General features: G+C 39.6%; 20 protein-coding genes and 1 tRNA gene. 6 read left to right on the forward strand and 15 right to left on the reverse strand.

The genetic code is table 11. The annotated features are described in order from the left end of the window. Positions 1-95: 95 nt before the first annotated feature. The 13 genes from flgL to FGD67_RS08125 form a co-directional block, all read right to left on the reverse strand. Positions 96-1,301, reverse strand: a complete 1,206-nt coding sequence (gene flgL / locus FGD67_RS08065; protein WP_257174526.1) for a flagellar hook-associated protein FlgL — start codon at positions 1,299-1,301, stop codon at positions 96-98. A gap of 11 nt (positions 1,302-1,312) precedes the next feature. After that, complete coding sequence (gene flgK / locus FGD67_RS08070) at positions 1,313-3,310, reverse strand: flagellar hook-associated protein FlgK (RefSeq protein WP_257174527.1); 1,998 nt, start codon at positions 3,308-3,310, stop codon at positions 1,313-1,315. 52 nt (positions 3,311-3,362) lie between these two features. Next, complete coding sequence (flgJ, locus tag FGD67_RS08075) at positions 3,363-4,358, reverse strand: flagellar assembly peptidoglycan hydrolase FlgJ (RefSeq protein ID WP_257174528.1); 996 nt, start codon at positions 4,356-4,358, stop codon at positions 3,363-3,365. A 16-nt stretch (positions 4,359-4,374) separates the two neighbouring features. Further along, positions 4,375-5,469 (reverse strand): flagellar basal body P-ring protein FlgI, encoded by a 1,095-nt coding sequence (locus FGD67_RS08080; protein WP_257175091.1) that lies wholly within the window; start codon positions 5,467-5,469, stop codon positions 4,375-4,377. Positions 5,470-5,481: 12 nt separating this feature from the next. After that, positions 5,482-6,189, reverse strand: coding sequence for a flagellar basal body L-ring protein FlgH (gene flgH / locus FGD67_RS08085; protein ID WP_257174529.1), 708 nt, complete (start codon positions 6,187-6,189; stop codon positions 5,482-5,484). A 16-nt stretch (positions 6,190-6,205) separates the two neighbouring features. Continuing rightward, positions 6,206-6,994, reverse strand: a complete 789-nt coding sequence (flgG, locus tag FGD67_RS08090) for a flagellar basal-body rod protein FlgG (protein WP_257174530.1) — start codon at positions 6,992-6,994, stop codon at positions 6,206-6,208. Positions 6,995-7,016: 22 nt separating this feature from the next. Next, the gene (flgF, locus tag FGD67_RS08095) at positions 7,017-7,760 is read right to left on the reverse strand and encodes a flagellar basal-body rod protein FlgF (protein WP_257174531.1); all 744 of its coding nucleotides are present in this window, start codon (positions 7,758-7,760) and stop codon (positions 7,017-7,019) included. Positions 7,761-7,934: 174 nt separating this feature from the next. Continuing rightward, complete coding sequence (locus tag FGD67_RS08100) at positions 7,935-9,452, reverse strand: flagellar hook protein FlgE (protein ID WP_257174532.1); 1,518 nt, start codon at positions 9,450-9,452, stop codon at positions 7,935-7,937. 28 nt (positions 9,453-9,480) lie between these two features. Then, positions 9,481-10,170 carry a flagellar hook assembly protein FlgD gene (locus tag FGD67_RS08105; protein WP_257174533.1) on the reverse strand — a complete coding sequence of 230 codons (690 nt, stop codon included), beginning with the start codon at positions 10,168-10,170 and terminating at the stop codon, positions 9,481-9,483. 19 nt (positions 10,171-10,189) lie between these two features. Continuing rightward, positions 10,190-10,609: a flagellar basal body rod protein FlgC gene (gene flgC / locus FGD67_RS08110; RefSeq protein ID WP_257174534.1), complete on the reverse strand. Its 420-nt coding sequence runs from the start codon at positions 10,607-10,609 to the stop codon at positions 10,190-10,192. 2 nt (positions 10,610-10,611) lie between these two features. Then, complete coding sequence (flgB, locus tag FGD67_RS08115) at positions 10,612-11,010, reverse strand: flagellar basal body rod protein FlgB (protein WP_257174535.1); 399 nt, start codon at positions 11,008-11,010, stop codon at positions 10,612-10,614. 66 nt (positions 11,011-11,076) lie between these two features. Further along, on the reverse strand, positions 11,077-11,907 hold the full coding sequence (locus FGD67_RS08120; RefSeq protein ID WP_257174536.1) for a protein-glutamate O-methyltransferase CheR: 831 nt from the start codon (positions 11,905-11,907) through the stop codon (positions 11,077-11,079). A 38-nt stretch (positions 11,908-11,945) separates the two neighbouring features. Beyond that, positions 11,946-12,881, reverse strand: a complete 936-nt coding sequence (locus FGD67_RS08125) for a chemotaxis protein (protein ID WP_257174537.1) — start codon at positions 12,879-12,881, stop codon at positions 11,946-11,948. Positions 12,882-13,045: 164 nt separating this feature from the next. On the opposite strand from FGD67_RS08125, the gene flgA reads away from it, so the two are divergent. From flgA to FGD67_RS08140, 3 genes are all read left to right on the forward strand, one after another. Beyond that, on the forward strand, positions 13,046-13,738 hold the full coding sequence (flgA, locus tag FGD67_RS08130) for a flagellar basal body P-ring formation chaperone FlgA (RefSeq protein ID WP_257174538.1): 693 nt from the start codon (positions 13,046-13,048) through the stop codon (positions 13,736-13,738). Positions 13,739-13,812: 74 nt separating this feature from the next. Continuing rightward, on the forward strand, positions 13,813-14,130 hold the full coding sequence (gene flgM / locus FGD67_RS08135; protein WP_257174539.1) for a flagellar biosynthesis anti-sigma factor FlgM: 318 nt from the start codon (positions 13,813-13,815) through the stop codon (positions 14,128-14,130). A 31-nt stretch (positions 14,131-14,161) separates the two neighbouring features. Then, entirely contained in the window at positions 14,162-14,593 is a 432-nt protein-coding gene (locus tag FGD67_RS08140) for a flagellar protein FlgN (protein WP_257174540.1), read from the forward strand. A gap of 266 nt (positions 14,594-14,859) precedes the next feature. Here FGD67_RS08140 and FGD67_RS08145 read toward each other — a convergent pair whose 3' ends face one another. Together FGD67_RS08145 and FGD67_RS08150 are read right to left on the reverse strand one after the other, a co-directional pair. Beyond that, complete coding sequence (locus FGD67_RS08145) at positions 14,860-15,324, reverse strand: LPP20 family lipoprotein (protein ID WP_257174541.1); 465 nt, start codon at positions 15,322-15,324, stop codon at positions 14,860-14,862. Positions 15,325-15,347: 23 nt separating this feature from the next. Next, positions 15,348-15,992, reverse strand: coding sequence for a FlgO family outer membrane protein (locus FGD67_RS08150; RefSeq protein WP_257174542.1), 645 nt, complete (start codon positions 15,990-15,992; stop codon positions 15,348-15,350). Positions 15,993-16,506: 514 nt separating this feature from the next. Between FGD67_RS08150 and FGD67_RS08155 the strand changes: the two genes are divergently transcribed. The 3 genes from FGD67_RS08155 (at position 16,507) to tkt (ending at position 20,437) form a co-directional block, all read left to right on the forward strand. Next, the gene (locus tag FGD67_RS08155; protein ID WP_257174543.1) at positions 16,507-17,670 is read left to right on the forward strand and encodes a flagella assembly protein FlgT; all 1,164 of its coding nucleotides are present in this window, start codon (positions 16,507-16,509) and stop codon (positions 17,668-17,670) included. Between the two features lie 167 nt (positions 17,671-17,837). Further along, positions 17,838-17,913 (forward strand) — tRNA-Arg (locus FGD67_RS08160). 544 nt (positions 17,914-18,457) lie between these two features. Next, complete coding sequence (gene tkt, locus FGD67_RS08165) at positions 18,458-20,437, forward strand: transketolase (protein WP_257174544.1); 1,980 nt, start codon at positions 18,458-18,460, stop codon at positions 20,435-20,437. Positions 20,438-20,591: the final 154 nt, after the last annotated feature.

Raw genomic sequence — 20,591 nt, forward strand, 5'->3', positions numbered from 1 at the left:
TGATAACAACACTTCTTCGGAACCACAATTCAAATTTTTTGACACATACAAATAAAAGCATATCTCGTGCCAAAAGTTATTTTATTTTAAATTAATTAAATATAATTGAATAAACTCAAGTCTTTTACTTGAATAAAACTTTGTTGAGCCGCTTGTAATGCAACTTTAGATTGTTCAAAGGTCGCTACTGCTTTGGAAAAGTCTAAATCTTCAATATTTGATTTTCCAGACGCGAGGTTCAACTGGGCATCCGCATGATTACTTTCTTGGCTATCGATCAGTTGTAACCGAATGCCAGCATCACTGCGGCGTGTAGTCATATGATTGAGTGCTTGATCAAGCTGCGCTAGCGTATCGGCATATTCTACCCCGTGTTTAACTGCATCCGTTGGGGCAGTGCCGACTTCCATCCAGTTAATAGCATTTTTAATGCTTTCAAAAATACTAATATTTTGCTCTGGTGTGATATCAACCTCATCGCCCGGCAATGGGTTGCCACTTAATTGAACTTCTATTCCATTAAAGGCAATGGTTTGCCCTGCGGTATAAGGAGTTGTTGGTACTACAACAGTGCCGTTACCATCAGTGACGGTTAAATCATTAGGTAGGCTAAAAGCAAATTTATAATCGGGAGGGTTCGTTGCCGGATCATAATTACTAGGATCGGTAATCGTCGCATTATTGACGCTAAATCCTGAAAGGTTAGTCACATACTTGGTACTAAAGTCGCCAATTTCATTTGGAATATTAAAAAATGCCACATCACCTGGTTGATTGGTTGCAACAGAAACATTTTTTGCTATTTGTAGCTCTCTAACACCACTGTCTCCCAGATAATTAACACTCTTATCAGCTTGAAGTGCAAAAGGTTCGATATTGGTTTGATAACCAGCAAAAATATAACCACCAGTTTCATCTTTACTATTGGCGATATCGAGTAATTGCGACAAAGTATTTGTTGCTTGATCTGCCAAAGAGGATAGATCAGCATCAGACAAAGTACCGTTATTTGCTTGAATAAAAACTTGTTTTAACTCTTGCATCAGATCTTCAGCATTTGCAAATGAGATGTCTTGTAACGAGTTACGGTTTTCTGCTTGGGTTATGTTGCGTTGATATTTATCAATATTGGCCAATTCATTTTTATAACCGGCAAGTGTGCCGTAAGCTACAGCGTCATCTTTAGCAGTAAGTACCCTTTTGCCACTAGACAAATAATTGACTTGTTCATTGACACTAGATTGCTTATTAGTCAACTGCTGGCTATTCTGGAAATAAAACTGTGCTGTTGAAACTCTCATAATATTTCCTCTTAAACCGCGGCTAATAAGGTATCAAAAATGGTATTGGCTACCGATATAATTCGAGATGAAGCTTGATAAGCTTGTTGAAACTTAATCATATTTGCTGCTTCTTCATCTAAATTGACCCCTGAAGTAGATTGATTGCGGTTATAGGCTTGAGTAAATAACGCTTGCGCAGTATTAGCAACAAGCTCTGCTGAACTGGCTTTAGAGCCAATATCTGCAGTGGTTATCGCTAAACTCTGGCTAAATGTTTGTGTACTGTTACCCACAATTGCTTGTTCTTGTGTGGCAGAAATAAAACTAGCATTGCTGCCATTACCTGGACCAAAAACATCGGAAATAGTAAATTTTTCACGAGCTAATGAACCTTGTCCCACTGGCGCACCTGAAATTTCAATTTGAAAAGCAGCACTAGCAGGTGCTGGTGGCATATCAATTATCACAGAAGCTCCAGCTGCGAAGTTTCCTGAAGTTATTACCGGTGCTGGTGGTGGGTTAGCAGCATCATAAACACGATAGTCGAATGTGCCCGATGAATTTTTATAAACATCAACAGTTAACTTAGCATTGCTGCCTTCGGTGTATGCTCTTGCCGTTACCGGATCGGTAACATTGATGATGCTAACAGCACCATCACTAACATTATTAGCATCGGGATTGGCACCTACCGCTGAGCTTGCCGCAAGCCCTTTACCATCAGTTAATGTCACCTTCATTAATGCAGCACTATTTTCCGTCGGACGAATAGTAAATTTATCGTCGGTAGCTGGTGCCCCTGATACTTCATTAAATTCAAAACCTAAGCCCGTACTATAAGTACCAGATCCGGCAGCACCTAAGTTAGTTACCGAGCCACTCGTTTTATTAGTCATAAGGTAGTCGCTACCATCAAACTTAATTTCAAATTCATCTGCTGGCACTAAAGAAACATCGGTAATATTAACAGCCGCACTTAGACCTCCCGAGTTTGTGGTATGGTTTAACACTCGTCCAGCTTGTAAGCCTGCACTATTTATATCGGTAAATATCTCACGCCCTTGCTGTGCCTCTAAGTCAAGGCCTTGCGACTGCGCTTGGTTCAATGTTTCTGAAATAACCATAGCCAAGCGATTGATTTCGTTACGTGTATCGAGTAAATGTTCATCACGATATTCCATTTTCGCAGCAATAGCGCCACCAAGCTTGCCGCCGTCAATAGCAACGCTACCATTACGGCTATTTATCTGTAATTGTGTTTGCAGCGGATCTGGATTACCCGCTTGCACACTGATGGTTAAAGGAGTAATACCAGCAACAAGCGTGGCACCATTACCTATCATCACTGTCATAACACCATTGGTATCTTGAATGGTATTAACAGAAGTGTATTCACCAAGCTGGCCAACAAGCTGATCGCGCTTATCTAATAAGTCGTTTGGTTGGCCCGCTACCGTTAAATCACTATTTTGTAGAATTTGTTCGTTGATTTTCGCTATTTCTTGCGATATTTGTGAAATTTTACTGGCCATTTGCTCAATTTCACCGTTAGTAGATTTCTCTAACTGATCAAAATTAGCATTCAACGTATTGAAGTCACTGGCAAGAATTTCAGCTTGACTTAACGCGATATTACGCAAGCCTAAATCACTTGGATTATCAGCAATGCCATTCATTGCCTGATAAAATCGATCAATTGAACCACCGATGGCATCACCGGAAAAGGTCATGATTTCATTGAGCTGGTTTAAATTAATACTAAGGGCGTCAGAATTACCGAGGTTACTTTGGCTCAGTAGCTGTTCTTTATGAGAGAATTGATCATAAATGCGAGTAATATCTTGAACATAGGTTCCTCCGCCAATATAGTTGCCACCATTTACAAGCCCTTGAGAAGCACCTTGCTCTGCTCTCTGGCGATTGTAACCTTCAGTGTTTACATTGGCTATATTGTTACCAACTGTCGCTAACTGCTGCTGTGCGGCTAATAAACCACTAACACCAGTTTGATATAGACTAATCGACATGACCTAAACTCCCGCAGTAACCTTAATTTCAACGGTGAAATTACCGATAAATTTATTTATTTATTAAACTGGTTACTGTCCGAAGGGTTCCCATTATCTTTTTAGCGTAATTGGGATCGGTTGCATAACCAGCACTTTGTAGGTTATGCAAAAATTGCTCCACATCTGTCGACTTTTCTAAAGCTCCTTGATATCTTTCACTACCGGTTAATAATTTTAAGTAGTCATTGACACTTTCTGACAGTGATTCATAGACCCTGAAAGGTTCGCGCTTCTTGACCATTGCGCCATTTTCAAACTCAAGCGTTTCTTTATGTGTTTGCTCACCATCCCAGCGACTATCAGCTTTGATGTTAAATAAATTATTAGAGCTTTCACCGCTATCGGTTTTAATAATTTTTTGACCCCAGCCGGTTTCCAATGCTGCTTGAGCAATAACCACTTCAAATGGCACATTAATTTTATCTTGCACACGTTTTGCCTCTGGTATTAAGGCAGTCACAAAATCTTTAGGTTGTTCAAAAACGGGGGCTTGGAGCAAGTTTGCCGCCGTTTGAGCGACAATTGAGCCATTTGTTTGACGATCGTTGTTAGCATCCTGCTCTGCTGTCGAATTATTGGCTAAACTAATATTGTTAATTGCTGGTGAGTCACTAACACGAACATTTGCTCGGCTATCAAGGTTACCATCTGAACGCAAAATAGAATGAGGGGTGAAATTTTCGCTATCACCACCAAGTTGACGAACAATAAGCTCAGAAAGACCTAGTGCGCCATTATTAGAAAGCTCTAGCGACATTTGCTGATCGTGCATATCACGATAAAATTTTGTCGATTCTGAGTTTAGCGGACTATCAGACTCCAACACATCTTGTGCTTTACGCATACTTTTCATTAACATTTGTACAAAGATAGCCTCAAACTGCTTTGCAGCTTGGTCTAGTGCGGCTTCTTTACTGGCCTTATCACCCGACTTCGCATCTTGGCGAATTGAGTTTAAGCCGTTAATATCTAAAAAGTTTTGTGCGTCAGCAATACGTGTGGTCATAAGCAGTATAGGATCATTAAATAATGATCAAATCTCCACGTAATGCTCCGGCTTGATCTAGCGCTTCTAAAATCGCCATCACATCGCCTGGACCTGCGCCGACTTGATTAATCGCCCGCACTAACGCATCTAAAGTAACTCCGGGATCAAAAACAAACATCCGCGAATCATCTTGTTTAACATCAATAATCGATTGGTTAGTCGCTACAGTCTCTCCTTCTGCGAAGGCATTAGGCTGAGAAACATTTTCAAGTTCATTAATTGTTACCGTAATACCACCATGGGTAATTGCCGCCGGCAGTAAACGAACATCAGCACCGATAACAATAGTGCCAGTACGAGAGTTAACAATAATTTTTGCTGCCGGAGAGCCGGGTTCAAACTCTAGATTTTCTAAGGTTGATAAAAAGCTAACACGATCTGCAGCATCTCTCGGTGCTGTCACTTTCACCGATGCAGCATCAATGGCACGTGCAGATCCGGCAATCAAATTGTTAATGGTATCTGACAGGCGCTTTGCCGTGGTAAAGTCGGCATTATGTAAATTAAAAGTAATATGGTCACCAGAAGTAAATGGCGACAATACTTCCCGTTCCACCATAGCGCCATTAGCGATCCGACCAACCGTTGGCGTATTAGCAATTACTTTTGAGCCATCTAATCCTTCTGCACCTAAACCACTGACAATTAAACTACCTTGGGCAACGGCATAAGCATTACCATCAAGCCCCATTAATATCGTTTGGATTAAGGTACCACCACGTAAACTTTGTGCACTGCCCATAGAAGAAACCGTCACATCAATTTTTTGTCCTGGTTTTGAAAACGCGGGCAATTCTGCATGGACAGCAACGGCGGCAACATTTTTAATTTTAGGCTTTAAGTTTGCCGGCATTTGGATACCAAAATTACTCAGCATGGTTTTAAAGCTTTGCTCAGTGAAAGGACTTTGCTCACCCGTGCCCGGTAAACCCACCACTAAACCGTAGCCAATTAACTGGTTACTGCGAACACCAGCAACATCCGCTAAATCTTTAATACGTTGTGCATTTACTTCTGGCATAACGGCTAAAGTCATTAAACATAAAAAGCTATATAAGTATTTTTTCATCATATTATTCCGCTAAAGAGGCCACCATGAACTACTGAAAAATTTAGATAACCAGCCTTGTTCTTGTACATCGGCAAAGGTACCAGTACCCGCATATTGAATGCGTGCATTTGCCACTTTGCTTGAGGTGACGGTATTTTCTGAACTAATATCTTGTGAGCGTACAATACCGGTTAAACGAATATATTCGTCACCATTATTTAATGACATCCACTTCTCACCACGGATCATCAAGTTACCATTAGGTAGTACTCTTAAAACATGAACAGAAATATTGCCCGACAAACTATTACCTTGGTTAGCCTTTGAGTCACCTGAAAAGTCTGACGATTGGTCGTAGCCAAATTGCAGTGCTTTATTTTTAAAATTCAGTGTGTCACCACCAAAACCAGTAACGGGGCTAAGCGTGGCACTATTTTCTTTCGTTAATTCAGTTTTAGCATTTTTTTGCGCTTGAGTACTTTCACTTAAAATGACGGAGATAATATCGCCGACGCGATGAGCTTTAGAGTCTGAATAAATGTTATTAATGTAATTTACTTTAAATAGCGAGCCCGTAGGCACTAAAGGTTCATCTTCCATTTCAGGTAAAATTGGCGCAAAATCAGGATCATTGGGTAATGTTTTAGCTTGTTCGACACTCGCACAGCCAGTGAACAGCATAGTAACAATGCTCAAAGTAACGAGGGTCGATATTAGCGAAGATTGTTGGCCTTTCATGATATGCTCCTCAATCTTATAATTGTTGATTGATATAGCTAAGCATTTGATCGACAGCTGAAATAACTTTTGAATTCATTTCATACACCCGCTGACTTTCAATTAAGTTAACTAGCTCTTCAGTGGTATTCACATTCGACGTTTCTAGCGCTCCTTGCACTATCATGCCATAACCTTCTAGCCCTGGTACGCCCTCTTGTGGCGCACCACTGACTGCGGTCTCAACATATAAGTTCTGCCCTATTGGCTGCAAACCTGTCGGGTTAACAAAGTTGATGGTATTTATTTGTCCAACAACAGCGGGCTCTGCTTGCCCCTGTAAGGTCACAGAAACTTCACCATCTTGAGAAACAATAATGCTTAAAGCGTCTTCTGGTATGGTTATTTGTGGCTGCATCAAATAGCCAGCACCTGGCGTTACTATATTGCCTTCGTCGTCCATGGTAAATTGACCATTACGGGAATAAGCAGATGAACCATCAGGCATTAAAATTTCAAACATGCCTTCACCTTGAATCATCAAATCCAAGGCATTATCAGTATTAAGCATGTCACCTTGCGTATGAATTTTTTGCGTTGCCACCACTTTAGTACCAGCACCGAGCATTAAGCCCGATGGCATTTCAGTATCTTGTGCTGAGCGCCCACCAGGCTGGTTAATTGTTTGATAAAGTAAATCTTCAAATACCGCACGACTTTTCTTAAAGCCAACGGTACTCGCATTGGCTAAATTGTTAGAAATAACCGCAATCTCTTTCGTTTGCGCATCTAAGCCTGTTTTACTGATCCATAATGCTGGGTTCATATATCACCTCGAAATAATTTATTTAGAACGCACGTAATAATGAAGATGCACTTGAATCAATTTCTTCTGCGGTTTTCATCATTTTTAGCTGCATTTCAAATTGTCGCTGCAGCGCGATCATATCAGTCATCTCACCGATAGGATTGACATTACTTGACTCTAAAGCACCACTTGCCACTTGTACCGAGACATCAGCCGGTTCAATATTGCCATCTTTACGACGAAATAAGCCGTCGTTACCTTTCTCTAAAAAGCGATTATCTGGGTTAACAAACTTAATACGTCCAACTTCTTCTTGTACTGAACTTGGCGCTCCTTCTGGCTGTACCATAATGGTGCCATCAGCAGAAATATTAATATTATTAACCGGTAATGGTAAAAAGATAGGACCATTTTCACCGATAACTAAGTCACCACTTGACGTTTCAAGGGCACCATTATCACTTAACTTTAACTGACCATTACGAGTGAAAGCTTCACTACCATCTTCAGTCTGCACGGTTAACCAACCCTGACCTTGAATCGCAATATCCAGATCGCGTCCAGTTGTAAGTAAAGCGCCACTGTCAAAATTTTGGCCTGCTCGCTCGGTCATAGAGAACACCCGAGTAGGTAAGCCTTCACCAAAAGCTTGCATTGCTCTAGCATTCGCTAGATCAGCCTTAAAGCCAGTAGTTTTGGCGTTAGCGAGGTTATTAGCATTCACTGATAAGGCTTGCATGTTTTGCTTGGCACCGCTCATAGCGATATAAAGCATCTTATCCATAATGAACTTCCCCAATAAAATAAGTCATAGTTGAACTACTGCAAGTACGATGCCAAAAAAATCAAGCAGAAAAATTAACCGTATGATGAACAGTGGGCGAGATAATAAAATTAAAAAAAAACCAGATATCTCTGGTTGAGAATCTGGTTTTTTAGTGGTTATTCGTCAATTAAATTAACGAATTTGTAAAATAGTCTGGTTCAACTGATTATCAACCTCTAACGCCCTAGAGTTAGCCTGGAAGTTACGTTGAGCTGAAATTAAATCAATCAACTCTGTAGTTAAGTTAACATTAGATTGCTCTAAGGCCGATGAGTTGATGGTACCAAAGGTACCCGATCCGCCTTCGCCTGCAAGTGCTTCCCCTGAAGTGATACTCTCTTTCCAGCCGGTACTGCCCACTTGTGTTAAACCTTGCTCATTAGCAAAATTTACCATAGCAATACGTGATAATGGCTCTGAGGTACCATTACTGTATGTTGCCCGCACTAAACCATCAGTACCGATATCAATGCCAGTTAATCGACCAACCGCTAAACCATCTTGTTGTAATGATGTTACTTCAAAATTAGAAGCAAATTGTGTTGGTTCATTAGGGTTTGGTGCTAGGGGATCTAAATTGAAATTTATTTTTACCACTTGATCTGGATCTGCGCCGTTAGGTAAGTGATCGGTAAATGCTACGGTTCTAATACCACCATTACTTGGAGATGGAGATTGACTAATAAAGTCACCCGAAGAATTGTAAGTTAATCTAGCTCCTTTTACTCCGCCCGGTGCTAAACCACCACTACCAGTACCACCTTCAGGTGTTGTCGCAGCAATAGCATTAGCATGCGCTGTTTTTGCTGCATTTAAGGTTGCTAAATCAGCGGAAGTCGGTGAGACTATTGCATCATAAGTTGTTTGAGCGTTAGTGGCATTTGTTCTTGCTGTTGCTTCATTAGCATCAGCCGTAGCTTGAACAGCTGGATCATCGTCTAAGTCAATTACTTTACCGTCAACTGCGGCGAACATCATCCACTGATTAGGCGCGGTTGTTGGGTCATCTTTCACAAAGTAATAAGTCATAATATGACTATCGCCTAAAGAATCAAAAATCGTAATAGAGGTCGAGTGGTTAAAAGTTAATGGATCTGTTGGATCAAAATTATCAGGAGCACTAGATATATAGGAATCTCCCGCCGGTAAGTTCATCCGAATATCAACCTCTGAAGACTCCTGAGGCGCACCAGAAGCCGTTGGAATACGAATCGGTTCCGCAGTACTTAAACTTACTGAAGCAGACGTACCATCAGGGTTAACCGGAAAGCCTAATAAATGGCCACCTTGTGAGTTAACAATAAAGTTATCTTGATTTAATTTAAATTGCCCTGCTCGGGTATAAGAAGTTTCCAAGCTACCAAGCTCAGGCACTGTAGCAAAGAAACCATTACCGGTAATCGCTAAATCTAAGGAGTTGTTAGTAAACTGAATACTACCTTGAGAAAATTGTTGAGCAACATCAGCCGTCAAAACACCGTCACCGACTTTGGTTTTGCCTGATGATAATAAAGACGCAGCATAAACATCTACAAACTCTGCGCGCGACTCTTTAAAGCCAGTTGTGTTTACGTTTGCAATGTTATTGGATGTAACATCCAAATCTTTTTGAGCAGCGTTTAGACCGCTTAATGCGACATTAAATGACATAGTTCACCTCGTAAAAAATTCTGTTAATTTAACCTTGTGTTACTTCAATAACATCCGATAGTTTCATCGAACTGCCACCATTAAGATTTAATAATATGCTGCCACCGGCACCTGCTAGAGTGACGCTATCGACTTTTCGATAGGTCATGGCTTGTAATTCATTCGCTTCACCGTCAACCAGTCCGGCAACTCGAAAACGATAAGCACCTTCAGGTGCTGGTTTACCGTCAGCGCCTTGTCCATCCCAAGTAAAAGTGAAGTCTCCTGCCTTAACACTACCGACAGGAACGGTTTGTATAATTTCTCCGGCAACGTTCTCAACATAAATATTAACGTTTGATGCCGGTTTATCAGTAACGAGCTTGCCTTTGACTTCCTCACCTTCCTCCATACCAAAAACATTATCATCAACTAAAACACTTCGCCCAACTAAAGACGATGCTTGTAATGCTTGGCTAGACGACATAGAAGCGGCAAAGTTAGTGAATTGATCATTTAAATTTGACACGCCATCGGTGGTCGAAAATGCTGTCATTTGAGAGATCATTTCGTTATTTTCAACCGGCTTAGTCGGGTCTTGATTCGAAAGCTCTTGGGTGAGTAACGCGAAAAAATCTTCTTGCGTTAGCATGCCGCGATTTGCATCCGCTTCAGGAGTTGGTGTTTCTTGCTGCCAACGAATATTGTCTAATGGATTAGAACCCGATACAGTTTCCATATTAAATTCCTATATAGCCTTAGCGTTGACCAAGTGTTAGTGTTTTAGTCAGCATGCTTTTTGCCGACTCCGCTATTTGCACATTAGTTTGATATGAGCGTGAAGCCGAAATCATATTGGTCATTTCTTCAATAACATTAACATTCGGCTTATAAATATAACCGTCACCATCTGCCATTGGATGATCCGGCGCATATTCAACATTAAGTGGCTTGTCACTTTCAACAACACCTAAAACCTGAACACCTACCGACTCATTTTGTCCGCCGGCAGCTTTTTGCATCTCCGCGGCAAAAACTGGGTGGCGTGCACGATAGGTTTTATCGACACTGCTGCTAACACTATCGGCGTTAGCTATATTACTGGCCGTTGTGTTTAAGCGCACTGATTGCGCGCTCATTCCCGAACCAGAAACAGAAAATACATTAAATAGGCTCATTATTACTGCCCTCCAGTGATGGCTTTTCGCAAGCCCTTAATACTACCGTTTAGAAATTGTAGGCTTGCTTGGTATTCCATAGAGTTTTTTAGATACAAGTTTCGTTCCACTTGTACATCTACATTATTACCGTCACCAGTATCAGGTTGATCAGATTGTCTAAAGCCAACGCCATTGTTCAGCTCCATACGGACATCGAAATGTTTTTCATTGGTACGAGTCATACCGGTTTGTTGTTTGGAACTTGCTTGCGCTAGTGCAGCTTTGAAGTCCATTCCTCGAGCTTTATAGCCTGGCGTATCGGCATTAGCAATGTTACTGGCAATAAGCTCTGCGCGCTGAGCACGTATTTGCAAACCTTGTGGATAAATACCAAATGCTTTTTCAAAACTAATAGCCATAAAAAAATACCTCCAAGTGAATGAAGGTATTTATTCAAGATTTATGCCAGAGGTATTAGGTGGATGTTATTTTTTTTGGTAAACAATGCCAGGATTGCAGCGGATCATATTAAAATCTTGGCTAATTCCGGCCAGAGATTCCGAAGCGCCCAGAAATAAATAGCGATCGTTATTTAGTGTACCGTGAATTTGGGAAATAATTTGTTTCTTAATCTCAGGAGAGAAGTAAATCAAGACGTTACGGCAAAATACCAAATCAAAACGTCCCATTAAACTGTAACTGTTCAGTAAGTTTAATTGTCGGAAACTGACCATTTTTTTGATAACATCTTTGACTTTTAACATGCCATTATCACCCGCTTCGAAAAACTTTTTTTTGCGCTCTAAAGATAAGCCTCTTGATAACGATAAACTGTCATAATGCGCATATTTGCAATGCTCCAACATAGTATTAGAGATATCAGTGCCAATAATTTGAACACCAGCAGCAAATGCGCCAGGATTACTTTGTTGATACTCATAAATTGCCATAGCAATTGAATAAGGCTCCTGCCCTGAAGAACTTGCCGCTGACCAAATTTTTAATGGTGTTCGCTGGCCCTTAAACTCAGGTAGTAAACGCTTTTTCAACAGCTCAAATGGATACTCATCGCGAAACCATAGTGTTTCATTTGTTGTCATGGCATCAATAACTGCCGCTCGTAATTGCCGCTTAACCGGATTAAGCGTTTGCGCAACTAAATCAGATAATGATGGCACATCAAATTTTATCATCAATGGCGCTAAACGACTTTTCACCAAATACTGCTTACTTTCACCTAAAACAATGCCGCATTGTTGCTCTAGAAAAGTTCTAAACTGATGATAACTCTTATCATCAAGTTGCTTAGTTAACACTAGCTATAATCCACCTTATTTAATTAACGTAACAAATATTAAGAAACTTCATCATGCTTTAGCCACTTCTTAACGGCCGTAGCCAGCTCATCAGGATGAAATTTAGGAATAAAATCTTCTGCACCCACTTTCTCTACCATGGCATTATTAAATACACCACTTAAAGAAGTGTGTAAAATTACCGGGATATCTTTCATCCGTTCATCTTGCTTAATCTCTGCCGTCAGGGTGTAGCCATCCATTTCAGGCATTTCAATATCAGAAATTAACAAGGCAACTTTTTCAGTGATGCTATTTTGACAGCCCTCAGCAATATCTTGTAACTGATTCAGTGCATCTTGACCATTTTTAGCTAACAACATATTCAGACCTAGTGGCTCAAGTGCTCGCTTAACTTGATTTCGAGCAACTGTTGAGTCATCTGCGATCATAATAACGCGGTCACCAATATCTTCACCAACAGTGACATCGGCAACACCTTCACTTAATTCCGTTGAAATAGGGCTAATTTCATTAAGAATTTTTTCCACATCCAGGATCGATACCATTTCATTGTCAATCTCAGTAACGGCGGTAAGGTAACTTGATTTACCGGCTCCTTCTGGCGGTGGCATAATATCTTTCCAGCTTAAGGTAACAATGCGTTCGACACCCGAAACAAGGAACCCTTGCACGCTACGATTGTACTCCGCAATAATAACGAAGCTACTTTCTGTTTGTACAATTTCAGGACCCCCTGTAGCTTTACTTAAATCAATAACAGAAATAGTTTGACCACGAATATGGGCCACACCCTTAATGAATTTATCTTGTTTGGGTAACGATGTCAGCCGAGGGCAAGGCATAACTTCACGTACTTTAAAGACGTTTATGCCAAAGCGCTGTCTACCAACAAGCTTAAATAGTAGCAACTCCAATCGATTTTGACCGACTAATTGCGTACGCTGATTAACTGAATCTAATATACCTGCCATAAAAACCTCTTTAGCTATGCCAATGAAAATATAACAAAGGCACAATTCTTGATTGTATTCCCAATTAAGCAATAACGTAAATGTTTTGACGTTATTTATGTTAAATTGTATTCAGTAAGCATAGACGAGTATTTTTATTTCCCTAGCAGCCAGATCAAAAAATTATGAGTAAATTAAAGATTTTAATAACGTTTACCGTTATTTACTTAGCGGTACTTAATCCGAGTACAGCCATGACATTCGATCGCGATTATCTTTATAATTTCATCAAATCTTATGTTGAAAGCAATGTGAGCATACCTGCCCAGGGAAAACTAAACGTTGAAGTATCTCCAATAGATCCAAGAATTTCATTACAGCCTTGCTTATCGCCATTATCGGCAAATATACCTGAAAAACATAACGGTAGAAACGTAAATGTTAAAATTGTTTGCCCAGACGAGGAACCTTGGCAACTATTTATTCCTGTAAAGATCCAAACTATCGTGCCGATATTGGTAACTCGGATGCGGATAGCTAAAGGTACCTTACTCGATAACTCTAATATTGAAGTTATTTTTAAAGATAGCGGCCAGATACGCGGGACTGTATTAACTGATCCGAAAATCGTTACTGGTGCCAGGACTAAGCGAAACTTATCTCAAGGCAGTGCTATCACCAATAGAAACACCTGCTTTGTTTGTAAAGGACAACCGGTAAACATCATCGCAAAATCAGCTAGTTTTGAAATTAAATCCTTTGGTATTGCACTTAAAGATGGTAGTTTAGGTGAGCTAATTCCTGTTGAAAATAAGAAATCTGGTCGTGTGGTTCAAGGACAAGTTAGCGCTATTAACCAAGTAGTAATTAATCTATAATATTTGCTTAAGTTTCCCGCTGTTTTGCCGATATAAGGTTAGAAACCAATTACTGTTGTAAATAGGACATGATAATGGCTATAAATATCAATAACTTGAATAACGTCAATCAAGTAAAGCAAAAATTTGAACAACAAGTGCAAACAAAACAGCAAGTCACGCAAAATACTGAGACTTCACAACAAGCTAAATTTGCAACTCGTGATTCAGTATCAATTACTCCACAAGCAAAGCAGATGAATGAGCTACAAAAAAAAGCAACAGATTCTTCGCCAGCACTTAATCAGAAAAAAATTGATGAGCTAAAAAGTGCTATTACTTCGGGTGATTATAAAATTAACCCAGAAAAACTAGCGGCAAGTATCGCCAGTTTTGAATTTGAACTCGGCTAACTTGCCGCTATCGCTATAGTGGAGTAAATACATGTCTGAAAAAATAACGCCACAACAATTAGTTTCTCAGCAATTGTCACAATTGACGCAATTAGAGGCATTATTAAGCACGGAAAAAGAAATACTCCAGCAACAAAACCCCGACGCACTGATCAAGATCACCGCAGATAAAAACACCTTACTTTTAGCAATACAAACTGTTGATAATGCTATTGGCCAAAGTTTTGAATTTAAGCAAGAAAAGTTAGCGGGTAACTTTAGTAACGAATTAGCGGAAATTAAGGCTAGCTTAGAGCGCAGTAAAAAACAAAACCAAGTTAATGGTTTAATTATTCACCAATCTCAAATAGCTGTTGAAAGAATGAAAACTTCGTTACTAGTCAATCATAATAAATCATCAATGACCTATGATAATAAAGGGAAAACCTCAGGCGGTCTCAGCAGTTTAGGCATAAAAGCTTAACTTAAGTGTTAAGGCATATCATTGTTTTCCACCGGTAACATAACGATACACCGTTCATCCTGAATATCGTCACTCTATGTCATCCATAGCACTATGACATACCGTTCATCCTGAACATCGTCACTCTATGCCATCCATGGCACTATGACATACCGTTCATCCTGAACATCGTCACTCTATGCCATCCATGGCACTATGACATACCGTTCATCCTGAACATAAAAAAACCAGCAACAGCTGGTTTTATTAGTCACATAATAATTAGCTTAGTAATATGAAATTTTCTTGATCTCTTGGCGGTTTGAAGACGCACTATAGATATCATAAACATCTTTAAAGTCCAAGCTCAACTCGGTAGTGTAACTATCACCTACTGGATAGCTTTTAACCACTTTTGCACCACGAATTATCCCTTGTACCGTTGCCTTTAATTGCTGATTATCGATAAGTAAATTAGACATGGTGGTTTTACCATCAATACTTTGGCCATAAACCTGTTCTGCTAATTCAGCATAGGCAGCAATTTTTGAAGCGTTTATCGCCATCAACATACGTTGAGTTTTATGCTCAGATTTTTGCAGGCTAATTGGCGCTTGGCCTATCGCCGTTAATACCGGAAAACTTTCAGGCTTAACCGTTTGCCACTCAACATGTTTATCAAATACTGAAGAACATGCACTTAACACTATAGTACTGAATAAAACCCCAATACAATTAGATAAAATCTTCATTTTCAATACTCTTATGGGTAATACTATTGCTGTATTTCAATAGCACGAGCGTCATCAACTAACATCGCACTATCACGTAAAATCATACCATCTTTCATTTTAACATTTTCATGATGATTGAAGTCATCGCCAACAACCCAGGCAGGGATAAAAGATTGTGCAGTAGCAACCACAACCCGAGATTGCATACCAATCATACGGGCATTAACTAAAATACCTTCCTCTTGTTGCATCATAGTGCCAGTAACGACATAGTCAATTATCTGACGCTCAGGAAGTTCTTTCCAATCACGGCTAAAAACATAATCACCATCTGCCGTTACTCGAATGTGTCCGGTGGTTTTAAAGTCAATAACAACTAGGCCATGACGTTGCATTTCATGAACAAAGCTTTCAGAAAGTTGATTACCTAACCAATTGGTTGATTCTAAATTTTTTAAATCAACAAATGACGCAATCGCGATAGGCGTTTTAGGGCTCACAAACGAGCTACTTTCCAACATTTGATAAGCAAGTCCCTTTACTACGTCATTAATGGCATGACGAGGTAACTTAAAACTATCAATTTCTTGCTTGTCATCATAAGAAGAGCGATAGAAATCATCATTAGATCCTGTAGAGCAAGACATCACTACCGGTATTAGTATTGCTATAAGCCAATTTTTCATTGAGCTCCCCTCAATTAGTGCAAATATCATAAAGTCATATGGAAATACTAAAGCAGGATTCACGCCAACATTCACCCTGTAATTCTATTTTATCCGCCCACTATTCAGCCCTAAAATAAAGCAACTAACTTTTATCGTGTTAAATATACGTTTGAATAACTAACCTTGCTTCACTTTCATACTGGTAACCGTGTTATGCATATCTAGGTCAATTGCTCACCTCAACAACTCGAGTTAACAACGCTTTGGCTATATTGATAATACACTTGCTTTATTAGCAGAGCTTATAAAATCATTGCTTTATTTGCTGTAATCCTGAGCCTAGGGTAACAAACACCTCAATGATGAAATTTAGGGTTGGGCAAGGCATTTCTACAATTCAATAGCGAGTTATTAGGCGTAAATAGCATGGTTGCGTAAAGTAGCTTAACTCGAACTGGGGTTACTTAATAAGTAGGCACAGAAACTGCATATTTGAAAATATAGATCGAACCTATTTTAAAAAGAGATATTTATGCGCTTAAGTTTATTATGCCTTTGCTTTGCGATATATAGCGGCTCAAGTTTTGGACAATGGTATGAGTCACAAGGCGTAGCGGCTATAAAAAATGACGATAATAAAACAGCAAAACACCAAGCTATACAAAACGCATTAAAAAAAGCCCTATTAGTAGCAGGCGCATCAGTGTCAAGTGTTCGTCAGGTAGTGAACGGTTTATTGACTCAAGACGAAATTAACATTCGAGCCAGTGGTAGTGTTAATTCTTTAGAATTAATCAGCGAGAATTACAGTGATAATCTTGTGACGGTTACCATACGTGCAGATATTTTCTCACAAGAAAAAAAGTGTTTTGCTGCGGATTACAAGAAATCAATGTTATTAACCCGTAGTAATATACTGCACCGTGAACAAGCGAATGTCGGTAGCATTTACTCTCTTGATAAAGTATTAGTTGATCAGCTTGCCAAAAAAATACAACGCCAAGGTATCTATTTAGATACAAAATTAGCCTTGAAATCTAAAACAGAATTTTCACGCCTAAATCAAAGCCTACAAATACAAAACTTAAAAAACTTAACCATGTCATTAGCGAATATGACCAACAGTCAATATGTTTTATTCTCAGAGATTCAAGACCTTTCTATAGCCAACGATGAAAATAATAATTGGCAGTTTTGGCAAAAAAACATTTATCAACGTCAATTTAACATTGCACTTTATGTTCATGATGGCACAACCGGCGAGCGAATTTTAAATAAACACTATCAAAGCTCAGCACCTTGGGGCTTTGATAAACGCGCACAAGTTGATGTAACAAGTCAAAATTTTTGGCAAAGCGAATATGGCAAAAAAATTAATATGACATTAGACAGTATCGTTAGTGACATTGATGAGAATATGATGTGTCAACCAACCCAAGGCAGGATTGTGCAGGTTCAAGGGAATTCTCTAACACTTAATTTAGGGAAAAGGCACGGTGTAAAAGTTGGTGACGAATTTTCACTGCTACATTTAAATAATTTTATCAGTGATGACAAGCGTACTTATCCTAGTTTACATATCAGTCCTTACAAAATCATTATCAATTCTGTTAGCCAAGACAGCGCACACGCAACGACAACAGAGCAACATATATTAGATAATATCCAAATTAACGACTTAGCGGTTAGGTACTAAAGCTATTTGCCATAAGTATTATAATTAGCTTTATTTAAATAAGATAAACATCATTAACACTATATCAGTACGACGCTGCCAATAAAAGATCATCAAACTAAGGCACAGGATGATCTTTTATATTGATTTTTTACAGATAGTTTATAAAATAGCGCCGGTGTGTATTAGTCCTCATAGTTTAACAGGATAAAACTGCGGCCTCCTAAGCCGCTGCTCCAGGTTCGAGTCCTGGTGAGGACGCCAGCAAATAAAATAAAGTCACCCCGCTACTTTCATAAAGCGATAAAAAACCCCGCAATTGCGAGGTTTTTATTTAATAGCGAACTATTTAACTAGCTCTGTGCTTGTTTGCTCTATTACAACATCCTTGTCGTCTGCTGATGAGCCGCTGCTCAACAGGGCTGACACTGCTAATATCGCTACTGCTAATATTACTGTAGTCAGCTTAATTCCGCGTGACGACGACCTGTTCATTACTCAATCCTATGTCAGGTTATATCTTTTTATTATTATTTGTACATACAACCAATTCACCCTATAGGATCTTCATTTTTATTTCAATAGCTTACTTGCAATTTAATGCTTAATTTAAAGTTTAATCATCATTAGCATATTCACAGGCTAAAAAAGCAATAATATTCCAGTAAAATTACAGAAATGTGCAGAGTTAAGCTTAAGTTAAAAATAATCACAGAAAAGTGTCAATTAAATTTGCAGTACAGGGGTACTCTAGGCGAAAATAAGCGCAATTTATATCCTATCAAACTTTACAATAATTGGAGCAATTATGCCGTCGCGTCAACAACTGGCCAATGCAATTCGAGCTTTAAGCATGGATGCCGTGCAAAAAGCTAAATCAGGACACCCTGGAGCCCCAATGGGCATGGCAGATATCGCTGAAGTTTTATGGCGTGATTTTCTAAAGCATAACCCAACTGATCCAAATTGGGCCGATCGTGACCGCTTTATTTTGTCTAATGGTCACGGTTCAATGTTGATTTACTCACTATTGCATTTAACCGGTTATGATTTACCGATCAGTGAATTGAAAAATTTCCGCCAGCTGCACTCTAAAACACCAGGTCATCCTGAGTACGGTTACACCCCTGGCGTAGAAACTACCACAGGTCCGCTAGGTGCTGGCGTGTCAAATGCTGTTGGTATGGCGATTGCTGAAAAAACCTTAGCGGCACAATTTAACCGTGAAGGTCATAACATTGTTGATCACAATACCTATGTATTTTTAGGTGATGGTTGCTTAATGGAAGGCATTTCTCATGAAGCCTGTTCATTAGCCGGTACCTTAGGGTTAGGTAAATTAGTCGCTTTTTGGGACGACAACGGTATTTCAATTGATGGCCATGTTGAAGGCTGGTTTACTGATGATACGCCTGCACGTTTTGCTGCTTACGGTTGGCATGTAGTCAGCGTTGACGGTCATGATCCAGAAGCTATCGCTGCCGCTATCGTTGAAGCTAAGTCAGTGACTGACAAACCTTCAATGATTTGTTGTAAAACCATTATTGGTTTTGGTTCTCCAAACAAAGAAGGCACGCACGATTGTCATGGCGCACCTTTAGGCGATGATGAAATTGCAGCGACACGTGAAAAATTAAATTGGCCACATGCACCTTTTGAAATTCCAGCAGACATTTATGCAGATTGGGATCAAAAAGAAAAAGGCACTGCAGAGCAAACCAGCTGGAATGATAAATTTGCCGCTTACCAAGCAGCACATCCTGAATTAGCCGCTGAATATGAGCGTCGTGTTATTAAAGGTGATTTACCAGCAGAATTTGAAGATAAAGCTAATGCCTATATTTTAGCATGCCAAGAAAAAGCTGAAAATGTTGCCTCACGTAAAGCATCACAAAATACCATTGAAGTATTTGGTGCGATGTTACCTGAATTATTAGGTGGCTCAGCTGATTTAGCCGGTTCAAACTTAACCCTTTGGTCTGGTTCAAAAGGTATTCAAGAAGATGCCGCAGGTAACTATATTTTCTACGGTGTACGTGAGTTTGGTATGAGCGGTATCATGAACGGTATTTCGTTACATGGCGGCTTTATTAACTACGGCGCGACGTTCATGATGTTTATGGAATATGCACGTAACGCAGTACGTATGTCAGCATTAATGGGTATTCAAAACGTTTTTGTTTATACCCATGATTCAATTGGCCAAGGTGAAGATGGTCCAACACATCAGCCAATTGAGCAATTAACCAACCTGCGTACTACCCCGAACATGGTGACATGGCGTCCAGCAGATGCAACTGAATCTGCCGTATCATGGAAAAATGCTATTGAACGCCAAAATGCGCCAACATCGCTAATTTTCTCTCGTCAGGGTTTACCTGCTTTAAGCCGTACTAGCGCACAAGTTGCAGATATTGCAAAAGGTGGTTACATCTTAAAAGATAGTGTTGGTACACCAGCCGTTATTCTCATTGCGACAGGCTCGGAAGTGTCATTGGCACTAAAAGCAGCTGAAGCATTAGGTGATAGTGTGCGTGTTGTATCTATGCCATCAACCAATATTTTTGATGCTCAAGATAGCGAATACAAAGAGTCAGTATTACCTTCATCAGTGACTCAACGTGTTGCTATTGAAGCTGCTCATACTGATTTTTGGTATAAGTATGTTGGCTTGAACGGCAAAGTTGTCGGCATGACGACTTTTGGTGAGTCAGCACCAGGTAACGTATTACTTGAGTACTTTGGTTTTACTGTTGAAAACATTGTAAAAACAGTCAATAGCCTTTAAGTCTTAATAAAATAATCATGAAGTTGTAGCCAGTTAAGTATTACTTAACTGGCTATTAAATGATTAATAAAATCACCACTCATGTCGAGTACATTTCGCTTAACTCACATTAAATCCGCACTGTATTCAACATAGAGCGCTATAAATCAGAAAT

Origin of the sequence: Colwellia sp. M166 (genome assembly GCF_024585285.1) — a bacterium.
GTDB lineage: Bacteria > Pseudomonadota > Gammaproteobacteria > Enterobacterales > Alteromonadaceae > Cognaticolwellia.